Raw genomic sequence first — 15,372 nt, 5'->3', positions numbered from 1 at the left:
CTCCCCGTTCAGCCTGCCGCCGCTTCAACCGTGTTCTTCTTCGAAGGCTCCCGCCAGCTGAACCATGTCACGTAAAGCGTGGGCAGGAAGATGAGCGTCAGCACCGTTGCCACCAGCAATCCGCCCATGATGGCAAATGCCATCGGCCCCCAGAACACGGTGAAGGCAATGGGGATCATGCCCAGCACGGTCGAAATCGCCGTCAACATGATCGGCCGGAAGCGCGCCGAGCTGGCATCGACCGCCGCCGACAGCACATCCTTGCCCTGCTCCCGCTCGGCATCGATCTGGCCCAAGAGGATCACCGCATTCTTGGTGATCATCCCGAGAAGCGCCAGGATCCCCAGGATCGCGACAAAGCCCAGAGGCCTGCCGGACAAGAGCAATGCACCCACAACGCCGATGAGGCCCAGAGGCGCGACACTCAGCACGATGAACAGGCGCTGGAAGCTCTTCAGCTGGAACATGAGCACGGTGAACATGATGAGCAGCATGACCGGCACCACGGCGATGACAGAGGCCTGCGACTTGGCAGCCTCTTCAACCGTGCCACCCGTCGCGATCGCATAGCCCGGAGGCAGCGAGGCGGAGAGCTCCGCAATGGAACCGTCGAGATTTGCGACCACTTCGGCCGGAAGAATGCCCGGTGTGAGATCGGCATTGACGGTGAGGGTCGGCACCCGGTCACGCCGCCAGATCAGCGGATACTCAAGCTCATTGTCAAAGGAGGCGAACTGGCTCAGCGGAACAGTGCGGCCATTGGGCAGCGGGATCTGCAGCGAGCGCAGCGAATTGATCGACACGCGTTGCTCATCATTGGCGCGCGCCACCACATCGACGAGGTAGATATCGTCCCGGAGCTGGGTGACCGGCACGCCGGAGACCACCGTGTTGAGGATCCGCGCCACGGATTGCGAATTGAGGCCGAGGAGCCGCGCTTCGTCCTGGTCGATCCTGATGCGCAATTGCCGGGCCGGCTCCTGCCAGTCGAAATTGATGTTCACCGCATGGGGGTTGGAGGCAATGACCTTGGCGAGGTTGAGCGAAATCTCGCGCACCTTGGAAAGATCCGGGCCGCTCACGCGGTATTGCACCGGCCAGCCCACCGGCGGCCCCAGCTCCAGCGGATAGACGCGCGAAATGGCATTGGGGAAATCCCTGGCGAGGGCATCCTGCAGCTTCAGCTGCAGCCGGTCGCGGGCTTCCACGTCCTTCGCGACGATCACCGCCTGGGTGAAGAAGTCATTGGGCAGCTGCACATTGAGCGGCAGGTAGAAGCGGATGGCGCCGCGGCCCACATAGGTGCTCCAGCGGTCAACGTCCTTGTCATCCTTCAGCAGCGCATCGAAGCGCTCGGCCGCGGTCTGGCTGCCATAGATCGAGGAATTCTGCGGCAGGCTGATGTCCACCAGCAATTCGGGCCGGTCCGAGGACGGGAAGAACTGGCTCGGGATCAGCGGCAGCGCCATGATCGATCCCGCGAACAGAACGGCCGTCAGCCCCAGCGTCAACCACTTGGCGCGGATGGCGAAACTCAAGAGGCCCCGATAGGTTCGGAACACGATCCCCGGCTTGCCGGAAGAAGCCTTCGGCGGCTTGAGGATCGCGATCCCTAGCAAGGGCGCAAACAGCACCGCCACAAACCAGGACACGAGCAGCGCAATGCTGACCACGGCAAAGAGCGAGAACGTATATTCACCAGCCGAGCTTGCCGCGAAGCCCACGGGAACGAAACCCGCCATGGTCACGAAAGTGCCCGCCAGCATGGCATAGGCATAGGTGCGATAGGCGAAGGTGGCGGCTTCCACCTTGCTGTCCCCCTGCCCCAGCCGGTTCAGCATCGCATCCGTCGTCGTCATCGCATCATCGACGAGAAGCGCCAGCGCGATGATGAGCGCGCCCAGCGAAATGCGCTGCATGTCGATGCTCACAAGGTCCATGACCGAGAACACGATGGCGAGTGTCAGCGGAATGGCGAGCGCGATGACCAGCCCCGGCCTCACACCAAGGCTAAGGAAGCTGACGACGAGGATGATGCCCACGGCCTGCCACAGGGAGGACATGAACTCGGCGATGGCGGTATCCACCGTCACGGCCTGATCAGCGACCAAAATAGGCTCGATGCCCAATGGCAGATTGGCGGTCGCCACGGCCATGGCCTTCTTGATGTTCTCGCCCAGTGCCAGAATGTCCCCGCCGTCGCGCATGGCAATCGCAATGCCGATTGCGGGCTTGCCATCCACCCGGAACAGCGGCTGCGGCGGATCGGCATAGCCACGGCGCACCTTGGCGATGTCGGCAAGCCGCAGCATGCGCCCGTCCACGGCGAAATTGACGTTGGCGATGTCCTGCTCCGACTCGAAAGAGCCCGAGACGCGCAGCGAGATCGATTCATTGTCGGTTTCGATCAGGCCCGCCGGCCGCACGATGTTCTGCGCCTGAAGCGCAGCGAGAAGTGCCGATCGGTCGATGCCAAGCGTCGCGAGGTCGGACATCGAGAATTCGATATAGATGCGCTCATCCTGGGTGCCGAGAAGCTCGACCTTGGAGACGTCCGTCACGTTCAGCAGTTGTGAGCGGATGCCCTCCACATAGTCGCGGAGCTCCCGGTGGCTGAAGCCGTCGGCGGTGACGCCATAGATGATGCCGAATGTGTCACCGAAATCATCGTTGAAGCCGGGGCCGATGACGCCCTGCGGCAGGGTGTGGCGCATGTCGCCGATGTTCTTGCGCACCTGATACCAGGTATCCGCCACTTCCGCGGCGTTCGTCTTGCCGTCGAGGTTGACGAAGATGGTGGTCACACCGGCGCGCGTGAAGCTGCGGAGGAAATCGAGATGCGGCGTTTCCTGCAGCGTGCGCTCCAGCCGCTCCGTCACCTGCTTCAGCGTTTCCTCAACCGTGGCGCCAGGCCAGGCCGCCTGCACCACCATGGTCTTGATGATGAAAGACGGGTCTTCGCTGCGGCCCAGCCGGTAATAGGAGGCGACACCCGCCAGCACCGCAATCAGCATCAGGTAAATGGTGATCGAGCGGTATTTGAGCGCCCAGCCCGAGAGATTGAACCCGCTCATTGCTGCGGCTCGAGCAGGCGCACCTGCTGGCCCGGGTGCAGCGCCTGCACACCGGCGGTGACGACGAGATCGCCCGCTGACAGGCCATCGGCAACGGCCACGAGGGACTCACCGAAGCGCGCCACTTCGATGTTGCGCAGTGACACCGTGAGGGCGGCCGGATCGACGATCCACACCGCAGGCAGCTGGTTCGACCGTGTGAGGGCGCCAGCGGGAATTTCGATCACCGGATCTTCCGCGGTCTGCATGGTGCCCGTCACCGTGGCGCCAAGGCGCATCGCCTCGGGGGGCGATTCGAGACTCACCTTCACAGCAAATGTCCGGGTGACGGGATCAGCCGTGGGAGAAACTTCGCGCACATGGCCCTTCACGCTCACACTCGGTTCATCGGCAAGCGTCACCGTGATCTTGGGGTCACGCGGTGCGGTGCGGATCACTTGTGCGGGCACATCGAACACGGCATCCCGGCCATCCTGCCGGGCGAGCCGTGCCACCATCTGCCCGGCCTGCACCACTTCGCCAGCCGATGGACCCGCAAGTGTGAACACGCCCGGCTGATCGGCCTTCAGCTCCGTGAAGCTCATCAGATCCTCGGCGGAGCGCAGCTGCGCTGCGGCAGCGTCAACCTGGGACGACGCCGTCTGATAACCCTTCTCGGCAATCTCGAAATTGGCGCGCGTGGCCCAGCCCTGGCGGAACAGCGTCTGCTGCCGCTCGAAATGGCTGCGCGCCTGGGTGAGCTGTGCTTCCGCGGCGGAGAGTGCGGCGGCCGCGGCACGAAGCGTGTTTTCCTCATTCTGCGATTCAAGCCGCGCGACAACGTCTCCCGCTTCCACACGCTGCCCGGCCACGGCCTTGTTCTCGAGCAGGCGGCCCCCGATGCGGAATGCCAGCGGCACTTCATCCTCAGCCTCGATTCGGCCCGTCAGCGTGATGGCGGCGGACGCATCGCGCTTCGCGACCGTCTCCGTCCGCACCATGCGCGGCGCAACTTCGGGTGCGGCGGCCTCCTGCTTGCAGCCGAGAAGCGTTGCAGACAGGGCGAGCAGGACAGCACCTCTCATGTGCCACCCGAGCCAACGCCCAATCTCACCCGTTTGCGCTTCAATCATCATCTGCTCCCGTCCCTCGTGTCCCGCGTGAGGGCACACTCATAAGCTGGTTCGAGATTGCAAAATGCGAGAACACAACTCAAGATGATTTTTTGAAAGTAACGGGTGGAGCATCACTTTGGACAACCCGTGCGCGCCGTGGAGAGCACAACAAAAAGGCCCGGTTTGCACCGGGCCTTTTTAGCTCGTCACACGCGAGGCTTATTCGGCGGCGGGCAGTTCCGCGGCCCTGGCCTGCTCCTCGAGGATCAGCGCATCGCGCTTGTCCGCAACAGCGCGGAGGCGAGACAGCATGCCACCCGTGCCGGCCGGGATAAGACGGCCGACGATGACGTTCTCCTTGAGGCCCTCGAGCGTATCCACCTTGCCGATGATCGAGGCTTCGGTGAGAACGCGCGTGGTCTCCTGGAAGGAGGCCGCCGAGATGAAGGAGCGCGTCTGCAGCGAAGCCTTGGTGATGCCGAGCAGCACAGGCTTGCCAGCGGCAGGCCGCATGCCTTCGGCGATCAGCTTGGAATTCTCGTGGTCGAGTTCCTCGCGGTCCACCTGTTCGCCCATGAGCAGTGTCGAGTCACCGGAGTCGGTGATCTCCACCTTCTGCAGCATCTGGCGGACAATCACTTCGATGTGCTTGTCGTTGATGTTCACGCCCTGCAGACGATAGACTTCCTGAATTTCATTGACGAGGTAGGAGGCCAGCTCCTCCACGCCCTTGATGTCCAGAATGTCATGCGGCGCGGGGTTGCCGTCCATGATGTATTCGCCCTTCTCGATGAAGTCGCCTTCCTGAACGGGCAGATGCTTGCCCTTCGGGATCAGATACTCCACGGCCTCCGCACCCTCCTCCTGAGGAACGACGCGGATGCGGCGCTTGTTCTTGTAGTCGCGTCCGAATTCGACGCGGCCCGAGATCTCCGCGATGATCGCGTGATCCTTGGGGCGGCGTGCTTCGAACAGCTCGGCCACACGCGGCAGACCGCCGGTGATGTCACGCGTCTTCGCACTTTCGAGCGGGATACGCGCCAGCACGTCGCCGGCCGTCATCTTGGCACCCGGATCGACCGAGAGCACGGCATCGACCGACAGCAGGTAGCGGGCTTCGCCACCACGCGCCAGCTTCTGCACCTTGCCGTCCTTGCCCTTCACCACGATGGCGGGCTTGAGCGAGGAGCCGCGCTGGTTCGAGCGCCAGTCGATGATGACGCGGTTGGTGATGCCCGTGGCTTCGTCCGCCACTTCGTTCACTGACACGCCTTCGACCACGTCCTCGAATTCCACCGTGCCTTCGACTTCCGTCATCAGCGGGCGGGTGTAGGGGTCCCACTCGGCAAGCCTTGAGCCGCGCTTCACCTTGTCACCCTCGTCCACATAGAGACGGGTACCGTAGAGCAGCTTGTGAACCGCACGTTCCGTGCCATTGTCGTCGACCAGCACCAGCGAGCTGTTGCGGCCCATGACCATGAGACGGCCCGTCGCATCCTTCGCGAAGTTGCGGTTGCGGATGACGATCTTGCCGTCCGCGTTGGCTTCGATGAAGGACTCGTTCAGCACCTGCGCGGTGCCGCCGATGTGGAAGGTACGCATCGTCAGCTGCGTGCCCGGCTCACCGATCGACTGCGCGGCGATAACGCCGACCGCTTCACCCATGTTGACGGGCGTACCGCGTGCAAGGTCACGGCCATAGCACTTGGCGCAAACGCCGAACTTGGTTTCACACGTCAGCACGGACCGGATGCGAAGCTCGGCAATGCCGGACTTCTCGATCCGCTCCACATGCGGCTCCAGGATTTCCTCGCCCGCCGGAACGATGATGTCGCCCGTGGCCGGGTCGATCACGTCCTGCGCCGCGGTGCGGCCCAGCACACGGCCGCCCAGCGAAGCGATGATCTCGCCAGCGTCCACGATCGGGCGCGTGGTGAGGAACGCCTTGGTTCCGCAATCCACTTCCGAGATGATGGCATCCTGCGCCACGTCCACCAGGCGGCGCGTCAGATAGCCTGAGTTTGCCGTCTTGAGGGCCGTGTCGGCCAGTCCCTTGCGGGCGCCGTGGGTCGAGTTGAAGTACTCGAGCACGGAGAGGCCTTCCTTGAAGTTCGAGATGATCGGCGTTTCGATGATCTCGCCCGAGGGCTTGGCCATCAGGCCGCGCATGCCGCCCAGCTGCTTCATCTGAGCAGGCGAACCGCGCGCACCTGAGTGGCTCATCATGTAGATCGAGTTGATCTGCTTCTCGCGGCCGGTCTTCTCGTCGATCTGCACCGCGGAGATGCGCGCCATCATTTCCTCGGCCACCTTGTCGGTGGTCTTGGCCCAGGCGTCCACGACCTTGTTGTACTTCTCGCCCTGGGTAATCAGGCCGTCGATGTACTGCTGCTCGAACTCCTTCACGAGTTCGCGCGTGGTGTTGACGATCTTCTCCTTCGTCTCGGGGATGACCATGTCATCCTTGCCGAAGGAAATGCCCGCCTTGTAGGCGTTGTAGAAGCCCAAGCTCATGATGCGGTCACAGAAGATGACCGATTCCTTCTGGCCGCAATGGCGGTAGACGGCGTCAATCATCTTGGAGATGTCGCGCTTGGTCATCAGCTTGTTGCACAGGTCATAGCTGATGCCCGTGGACTTGGGCAGCAACTCGCCGATCTTCATGCGGCCCGGCGTCGTCTCGACGATGCGGGTGGCAAGCCTGCCTTCCGCATTGATGTCGCTGACGCGGCCCTTGATCTTGGTGGCAAGCGTGATGACACCAGCCGCCAGCGCATGGTCGATTTCCGCCATGTTGCCGAAGGCCTTGCCTTCGCCCGGCTCGCCCTTGCGCATGATCGAGAGATAGTAGAGCCCGAGCACGATATCCTGTGACGGCACGATGATCGGCTGCCCGTTGGCAGGGTGCAGCACGTTGTTCGTGGACATCATCAGAACGCGCGCTTCAAGCTGGGCTTCCAGCGACAGCGGCACGTGAACAGCCATCTGGTCGCCGTCAAAGTCCGCGTTGAAGGCGGTGCAGACGAGCGGATGCAGCTGAATGGCCTTGCCCTCGATCAGCACCGGCTCGAAGGCCTGAATGCCGAGGCGGTGAAGCGTGGGAGCGCGGTTCAGCAGCACCGGATGTTCGCGGATGACCTCGTCGAGGATATCCCAGACTTCCGGCTTCTCCTTCTCGACCAGCTTCTTGGCCTGCTTCACCGTGGCTGACAGGCCCTTCGCGTCAAGCCTCGAATAGATGAAGGGCTTGAACAGCTCGAGCGCCATCTTCTTCGGCAGGCCGCACTGGTGCAGCTTCATTTCGGGACCAACGACGATCACCGAACGGCCGGAATAGTCCACGCGCTTGCCGAGCAGGTTCTGGCGGAACCGGCCCTGCTTGCCCTTCAGCATGTCAGCCAAGGACTTTAAGGGGCGCTTGTTGGCGCCCGTGATCACGCGGCCGCGGCGGCCGTTGTCGAACAGCGCGTCAACGGCTTCCTGCAGCATGCGCTTTTCGTTGCGCACGATGATGTCCGGGGCGCGCAGCTCGATGAGGCGCTTGAGGCGGTTGTTGCGGTTGATCACGCGGCGGTAGAGATCATTCAGATCTGACGTGGCGAAACGGCCGCCATCCAGCGGCACCAGCGGGCGGAGCTCGGGCGGGATCACCGGAACCTGGGTGAGGATCATCCACTCCGGGCGGTTGCCGGATTCGATGAAGCTCTCCACCAGCTTCAGGCGCTTGGCGATCTTCTTCGGCTTCAGGTCGCCCGTGGCGTTCTTGAGCTCTTCACGGAGCTGGTCGCGCAGCTGCTCCATGTTGATGGCCATCAGAATGTCGCGGATCGCCTCAGCGCCGATGCCCGCGGTGAAGGCGTCCTCACCATAGTCTTCCTGCGCCTTGATATATTCGCTCTCCGACAGAAGCTGGTGCAGCTTCATCGGCGTGAGGCCCGGCTCGAGGACGATGTAATTCTCGAAATAGAGAATCCGCTCCACGTCCTTCAGCGTCATGTCGAGCAGCATGGAAATACGGCTCGGCAACGACTTCAGGAACCAGATGTGGGCGACGGGAGCCGCGAGTTCGATATGGCCCATGCGCTCGCGCCGGACCTTGGACAGCGTCACTTCCACGCCGCACTTTTCGCAGATGATACCCTTGTACTTCATCCGCTTGTACTTGCCGCACAGGCACTCGTAATCCTTCACCGGCCCGAAGATGCGGGCGCAGAAAAGCCCGTCACGCTCCGGCTTGAAGGTGCGGTAATTGATCGTCTCCGGCTTCTTGATTTCGCCGAACGACCACGACAGGATCTTTTCCGGGCTCGCAATCGAGATCCGGATCTGGTCGAAGGTCGGTGCCGGCGTTGCCGGGTTGAAGACGTTCATGACCTCTTGGTTCATCGGTCACTTCTCCATGTATTGCGGGCGTCCCCCCGCTGGGTGTTCGGAATTCGGATGGTGATGAAGGCGGGAGGCTTCCCTCCCGCCGTCGAAGGCTTAACCGGGAACGTTCTGCTGCGAGTTCTGGAGCTCGACGTTGAGGCTCAAGGACCGCATTTCCTTTACGAGAACGTTGAAGCTTTCAGGGATCCCCGCCTCGAAGGTGTCGTCACCGCGCACGATGGCCTCATAGACCTTGGTGCGGCCGGCAACGTCATCCGACTTGATGGTCAGCATTTCCTGAAGCGTATAGGCCGCGCCATAGGCCTCGAGCGCCCAGACTTCCATTTCGCCGAAGCGCTGTCCGCCGAACTGCGCCTTGCCGCCCAGCGGCTGCTGGGTAACGAGCGAGTAAGGACCGATCGAACGCGCGTGGATCTTGTCATCCACAAGGTGATGGAGCTTCAGCATGTAGATGTAGCCCACCGTCACCTGACGGTCGAAAGGCTCGCCCGAACGGCCGTCGAACAGCGTGACCTGGCCTGAAGTTGAAAGACCTGCGTCCTTCAGCATCGCGGCGATATCTTCCTCACGCGCCCCGTCGAAGACGGGAGTGGCGATCGGAACGCCGCGGCGGAGGTTCTCTGCGGTCTCGACGAGTGACTTGTCGTCGAGGCCATCGAGTTCCTCGTGCTTGCCATAGATGCGGCTCATCTCGGTGCGGAGCGGCTTCACGTCCTTCGTGTCGCGTGCGGCGTCGAGAATGGCGCCGATCTTGCGGCCAAGGCCCGCGCAGGCCCAGCCCAGATGCGTCTCGAGGATCTGCCCGACGTTCATGCGCGACGGCACGCCCAACGGGTTCAACACCACGTCCACATGCGTGCCATCATCGAGGAACGGCATGTCCTCGACGGGAACGATGCGGGAGACCACACCCTTGTTGCCATGGCGTCCGGCCATCTTGTCGCCCGGCTGGATCTTGCGCTTCACGGCAACGAAGACCTTGACCATCTTCATGACGCCGGGGGGAAGCTCATCGCCACGCTGCAGCTTGTCCACCTTGTCGTGGAAGCGCGTATCCAGGCGCTTCTTCGACTCGTCATACTGCTGCTTCATGGCCTCGAGCTCGCCCATCGCCTTCTCGTCGCCGAGCGCGATGTTCCACCACTGCGACTGCGGAAGGTCATCCAGCGTCTTCGCGGCGATCTCGCCTTCGATCTTGTGGCCCTTGGGGCCGCCCGTGGCGGCCTTGCCCGTCAGGAACAGCTTGAGGCGGCCGTAGGAGTTGCGGTCGAGGATCGCCAATTCGTCGTCACGGTCCTTGGCGAGACGGTCGATTTCCTCCCGCTCGATCGCCTGGGCGCGCTCGTCCTTGTCCACGCCATGGCGGTTGAACACGCGCACTTCGACGACCGTTCCGGCAACGCCGGGCGGAAGCCTGAGCGAGGTGTCACGCACGTCGGATGCCTTTTCGCCGAAGATGGCGCGAAGCAGCTTTTCTTCCGGCGTCATCGGGCTTTCGCCCTTCGGCGTGATCTTGCCGACGAGGATGTCACCCGGCTTCACTTCCGCACCGATATAGACGATACCGGCTTCGTCCAGGTTCTTGAGAGCTTCTTCACCGACGTTCGGAATGTCGCGGGTGATTTCCTCGGGCCCAAGCTTCGTGTCGCGCGCCATCACATCGAATTCCTCGATGTGGATGGAGGTGAACACGTCGTCCTTGACGATGCGCTCCGAGAGAAGGATCGAGTCCTCGAAGTTGTAGCCGTTCCAGGGCATGAACGCGACGAGCACGTTCTGGCCCAGCGCCAGATCGCCCAGATCCGTGGACGGACCATCGGCAATGATGTCGCCAGCCTTCACCCGGTCGCCCACACGCACCAGCGGACGCTGGTTGATGCAGGTGTTCTGGTTGGAACGCTGGAACTTGGCGAGCGTATAGATGTCAACACCGGACTTCGACGGATCGGTCTCTTCCGTGGCGCGAACCACGATGCGCTTGGCATCGACCTGGTCGACAACGCCGGAGCGGCGTGCGGCCACGGCCGCACCAGAGTCGCGCGCGACCACCGACTCCATGCCGGTGCCCACGAGCGGCGCGTTGGTGCGCACCAGCGGCACAGCCTGGCGCTGCATGTTGGAGCCCATCAGCGCGCGGTTGGCGTCGTCGTTCTCGAGGAACGGGATCAGCGCCGCGGCCACGGAGACGAGCTGCTTCGGCGACACGTCGACATAGTCGATGCGGTCTGCCGGAACGATCAGCACGTCACCCGCATGGCGCGCGATGACCAGGTCTTCGGCGAAGCCGCCCTTCGGGTTCAGCGCCACGTTCGCCTGCGCGATGTGGTGCTTCTGCTCTTCGATGGCCGAGAGATAGACCACCTCGTCAGACACGCGCCCGTCGATCACCTTGCGGTAAGGCGTTTCGATGAAGCCGTACTTGTTCACGCGGGCATAGGTTGCCAGCGAGTTGATGAGGCCGATGTTCGGGCCTTCCGGCGTTTCAATCGGGCAGATGCGGCCATAATGCGTCGGGTGAACGTCGCGAACTTCGAAGCCCGCGCGCTCACGCGTCAAGCCGCCCGGTCCGAGCGCCGAGAGGCGGCGCTTGTGGGTGATCTCGGACAAGGGGTTCGTCTGGTCCATGAACTGGGAGAGCTGCGAGGAACCGAAGAACTCGCGCACCGCGGCAGCCGCGGGCTTGGCGTTGATCAGATCATGCGGCATCACCGTGTCGATATCGACCGAGGACATGCGCTCCTTGATGGCGCGCTCCATGCGCACGAGCCCCAGGCGATACTGGTTCTCCATCAGTTCACCCACGGAACGCACACGGCGGTTGCCGAGGTGATCGATGTCGTCCACTTCGCCCTTGCCGTCGCGCAGCTCATGCAGCGTCTTGATGACGGAGATGATGTCGTCCTTGCGGAGAACGCGCATCGTGTCCGGCACGTCGAGCTCGAGGCGCATGTTCATTTTCACCCGGCCGACGGCCGAGAGGTCATAGCGCTCCTGGTCGAAGAACAGGCCATGGAACAGCGCTTCAGCGGTCTCGCGCGTGGGCGGCTCGCCCGGGCGCATGACGCGGTAGATTTCGACGAGCGCCTGCTCGTAGCTTTCCACCTTGTCGGCCTTCAGCGTGTTGCGGATATAGGGGCCGTTGTTGATGTGGTCGATATCCAGAAGACGGAGCTCGGCAAAGCCAGCGTCCTTGAGAGCGGCCAGCGTCTTCTCGCTGATCTCGTCACCCGCTTCCGCATAAAGCTCGCCCGTCTTCTCGTTGACGAGTTCGTCAGCGAGGTAGAGGCCATGCAGTTCCTCGTCCTGGACGAGGAGGTCCTTCACGCCATCTTCGGCGATCTTGCGGGCAAGGCGCGGCGTGATCTTCTTGCCGGCTTCGACAACCACCTGCCCCGTCTTCGCATCGATCAGGTCAACGGCGGGCTTGATGCCCTTGTAGCGCTGCGGGTCGAAGGCGGTCTTCCAGCCGGTCTTGGTCAGCTTGTAGGTGACCGTCTTGTAGAAGGTGTGGAGAATCTCTTCGGAATCGAGGCCAAGCGCATAGAGCAGCGTGGTGATCGGCAGCTTGCGGCGGCGGTCGATGCGGGCATAGATGATGTCCTTCGCGTCGAACTCGAAATCGAGCCACGAGCCGCGATAGGGAATGATGCGTGCGGCAAACAGCAGCTTGCCGGAGGAATGCGTCTTGCCCTTGTCATGGTCGAAGAATACGCCGGGCGAGCGGTGCATCTGGGAGACGATCACGCGTTCGGTGCCGTTCACCACGAAGGTGCCGTTGGCCGTCATGAGCGGCATGTCGCCCATATAGACGTCCTGCTCCTTGATGTCCTTCACGGAGCGCGACTGGGTGTCGGGGTCGACTTCAAACACGATCAGACGCAGCGTCACCTTGAGGGGGGCCGCAAAGGTCATGCCGCGCTGCTGGCACTCGTCCACGTCGAACTTCGGCTGCTCGAATTCGTAGCGCACGAATTCCAGCATCGCCTGGCCCGAGAAATCGGTGATCGGGAAGACTGACTTGAAGACGGCCTGCAGGCCTTCATTTGCCCGCCCGCCTTTGGGCTCCACCATTTGCAGAAACTGGTCGTAGCTTTCGCGCTGAACCTCGATGAGGTTCGGCATTTCGGCCACTTCGATTTTCCTGCCAAAGAACTTGCGGAGGCGTTTGCGGCTAGCAGCGGACTGGGTTTCGGCCATGGGTTTTCCTTGACGGTTCAGAAACAAGCAAATTCGACAGCTTGCCGAACCCCCTTTTTCCCCAAAAGCAGGTTCGGCAAGCCGTCGCGGACGGCGCGATAATGACCCACCGGCAGCCTGCCGTAAAGGCAAGCTGCCGGCGGTAACGCTTTACTTCAGCTCGACCTTGGCGCCAACGGCCTCGAGCTTCTTCTTCATGGCCTCGGAATCGGCCTTGTTCACGCCTTCCTTGACGGTCTTGGGAGCGCCTTCGACCAGGTCCTTGGCTTCCTTGAGGCCGAGGCCGGTGATGGCACGGACTTCCTTGATCACTTCGATCTTCTTGTCGCCAGCGGCGGCGAGAACGACGGTGAACTCGGTCTTCTCTTCAACCGGAGCTGCGGCAGCGGCACCCGGAGCTGCGGCCATAGCGACCGGAGCAGCGGCGGAAACGCCCCACTTCTCTTCCAGCAGCTTCGAGAGTTCAGCAGCTTCGAGAACGGTCAGGGCCGAGAGGTCTTCAACGATCTTGGCGAGATCAGCCATGTGAGTATCTTTCTATTGTCGGTTTGGTTTGTTGAGGTGACGGCTGGGCGTCTTAGCCAGCTGCCTGATCCTTGGTGGCATAAGCGTTGAAGACACGCGCCAGCTGGCCAGCAGGAGCCTGAAGCACACCAGCAATCTTGGTGGCGGGCGCCTGAATGAGACCAATGAGCCTGCCCCGGAGCTCGTCGAGCGAGGGCAGTTCAGCGAGTGCCTTGACCGCATTGGCATCCATCACGGTCTTGCCCAGCGCACCGCCGAGGACGACGAACTTGTCGTTCCCCTTGGCGAAGGCCGAGGCGACCTTGGGAGCCGAGACGGGATCGGCGGCGTAAGCCACCATGGTCGGACCCACGAAGAGGTCCTTGATCCCGGCTGCGTCAGTGCCATCAAGAGCAAGCTTGGCAAGACGGTTCTTGGCGACCTTAACGGTCACCCCCGCCTGGGCCATCTTGTTCCGCAGGTCGTTGACCTGGTTCACAGTAAGGCCCTTGTTGTGGGCCACAACGATCACACCGGTGGTCTTGAACACCTGGTTGAGCGTTGCGACGAGCTCTACTTTCTCAGCTCTTTCCACTTGCTCTCTCCTTTATGGCGGTAGGGTTCTTCACCCGCCCGCCGTTGGACCAACCGCTCAAGACACCAACCACACGAGGGCAGCAGGCGCTTCAGCGGCGCTTACGTGCCTGTCCCCCTGGGCCCAATACACCGGGCTTGCGGGTTGTGAGGTCCAAACCGACTTGGAACCCCCATATAGGGATTCGAATTCTGTTTTGACACCCATCTCATGCAGGCTGGGCTTTTAAGCGGGAAGCGATTCCCGCGCCTGCAATCTCGGACAGGTAATCCGAAGTTCGAGGAACTTCGGTTACCCCGCTGAAATCCTTGAGGGATTTCAGCGGAGAAACTGGTATTTAGGCTTTACGCGCCGCCCGTGACGGAGGCGAGATCAAGCTTCAGGCCCGGACCCATGGACGAAGAAATGGACAATTTCTTGACATAGGTGCCCTTGGCCGCCGGCGGCTTCGCCTTGATGACGGCGTCGACGAAGGCCTTGATGTTCTGGTTGAGCTGCTCGTCCGAGAAGGACGCCTTGCCCACACCGGCCTGGATGATGCCCGCCTTTTCGACGCGGAACTCCACAGCGCCGCCCTTGGCAGCCTTGACGGCGCCGGCGACATCCATGGTCACCGTGCCGACCTTGGGGTTCGGCATCATGCCGCGGGGGCCCAGCACCTTGCCGAGACGGCCGACGAGGCCCATCATGTCCGGCGTGGCGATGCAGCGGTCGAAATCGATCTGGCCCTTGTTGACGATCTCGAAGAGATCCTCGGCGCCGACGACTTCAGCACCAGCCTTCTTCGCTTCCTCGGCCTTCGCACCCTTGGCGAACACGCCGACGCGCAGGTTGCGCCCCGTGCCGTTCGGCAGGTTGACGACGCCGCGGACCATCTGGTCCGAATGGCGCGGGTCGACGCCGAGGTTCATGGCGATTTCGACGGTTTCGTTGAACTTGGCGTTGGCGCGTTCCTTGATCAGCTTCACGGCCTCGTCGAGCCCATAAAACTTCACCCGGTCAATGCCTTCAGCGTTCTTGGCGATGCGCTTTGCGAGTTTTGCCATTGTCTTACTCCGTCACCTGGATGCCCATGGACCGGGCAGAGCCGGCAATTTCGCGCGCAGCAGCGTCAACATCGCGGGCGTTCATGCCCTTGAGCTTCTGCTCGGCGATCTCGCGGCACTGGGCCATCGTCACCTTGCCGACGAAGGCGCCCTTGCCGGGTTCCTTCGAGCCTGACTTGATGCCGGCGATCTTCTTGAGGAAGTAGGACGCCGGCGGCGACTTCATCTCGAAGGTGAAGGACTTGTCCTGGAAGGCGGTGATGACCACCGGAACCGGCTGGCCCGGCTCCATCTTCTGCGTGGCGGCATTGAAGGCCTTGCAGAATTCCATGATGTTGAGGCCGCGCTGACCGAGAGCGGGGCCGATAGGCGGAGACGGGTTAGCCTGCCCCGCGGGCACTTGCAGCTTGATGTAGCCGACGACTTTCTTAGCCATAGTGTTTCCCTCGCCGGACGACCCGGCTGATTGAGGT

The 15,372-nt window shown here is 62.3% G+C and carries 8 protein-coding genes; all 8 read right to left on the bottom strand.

What is annotated here, in order from left to right; translation table 11 throughout:
- Positions 1-8 precede the first annotated feature (8 nt).
- A complete protein-coding gene (locus ACO06F_RS01390) occupies positions 9-3,074 on the bottom strand; it encodes an efflux RND transporter permease subunit (protein ID WP_421694913.1) in 3,066 nt (1,021 codons plus the stop codon).
- Positions 3,071-4,138: an efflux RND transporter periplasmic adaptor subunit gene (locus tag ACO06F_RS01385; protein ID WP_421694912.1), complete on the bottom strand. Its 1,068-nt coding sequence runs from the start codon at positions 4,136-4,138 to the stop codon at positions 3,071-3,073. Before ACO06F_RS01385 ends, ACO06F_RS01390 begins: the two co-directional genes overlap by 4 nt.
- 249 nt (positions 4,139-4,387) lie before the next feature.
- Positions 4,388-8,554, bottom strand: a complete 4,167-nt coding sequence (gene rpoC / locus ACO06F_RS01380; RefSeq protein ID WP_421694911.1) for a DNA-directed RNA polymerase subunit beta' — start codon at positions 8,552-8,554, stop codon at positions 4,388-4,390.
- A 96-nt stretch (positions 8,555-8,650) separates the two neighbouring features.
- Positions 8,651-12,754 (bottom strand): DNA-directed RNA polymerase subunit beta, encoded by a 4,104-nt coding sequence (gene rpoB / locus ACO06F_RS01375; RefSeq protein WP_421694910.1) that lies wholly within the window; start codon positions 12,752-12,754, stop codon positions 8,651-8,653.
- 150 nt (positions 12,755-12,904) lie between these two features.
- Positions 12,905-13,279, bottom strand: coding sequence for a 50S ribosomal protein L7/L12 (gene rplL, locus ACO06F_RS01370; RefSeq protein ID WP_421694909.1), 375 nt, complete (start codon positions 13,277-13,279; stop codon positions 12,905-12,907).
- A gap of 52 nt (positions 13,280-13,331) precedes the next feature.
- On the bottom strand, positions 13,332-13,853 hold the full coding sequence (rplJ, locus tag ACO06F_RS01365) for a 50S ribosomal protein L10 (RefSeq protein ID WP_421694908.1): 522 nt from the start codon (positions 13,851-13,853) through the stop codon (positions 13,332-13,334).
- A 344-nt stretch (positions 13,854-14,197) separates the two neighbouring features.
- Complete coding sequence (gene rplA / locus ACO06F_RS01360; protein WP_421694907.1) at positions 14,198-14,899, bottom strand: 50S ribosomal protein L1; 702 nt, start codon at positions 14,897-14,899, stop codon at positions 14,198-14,200.
- A gap of 4 nt (positions 14,900-14,903) precedes the next feature.
- A complete protein-coding gene (rplK, locus tag ACO06F_RS01355; RefSeq protein ID WP_421694906.1) occupies positions 14,904-15,335 on the bottom strand; it encodes a 50S ribosomal protein L11 in 432 nt (143 codons plus the stop codon).
- Positions 15,336-15,372: the final 37 nt, after the last annotated feature.

Source organism: Aestuariivirga sp. (assembly GCF_965227715.1).
GTDB lineage: Bacteria > Pseudomonadota > Alphaproteobacteria > Rhizobiales > Aestuariivirgaceae > Aestuariivirga.
Note: the sequence above shows the minus strand (reverse complement) of the source record. Positions and strands in the feature narration are given on the sequence as shown.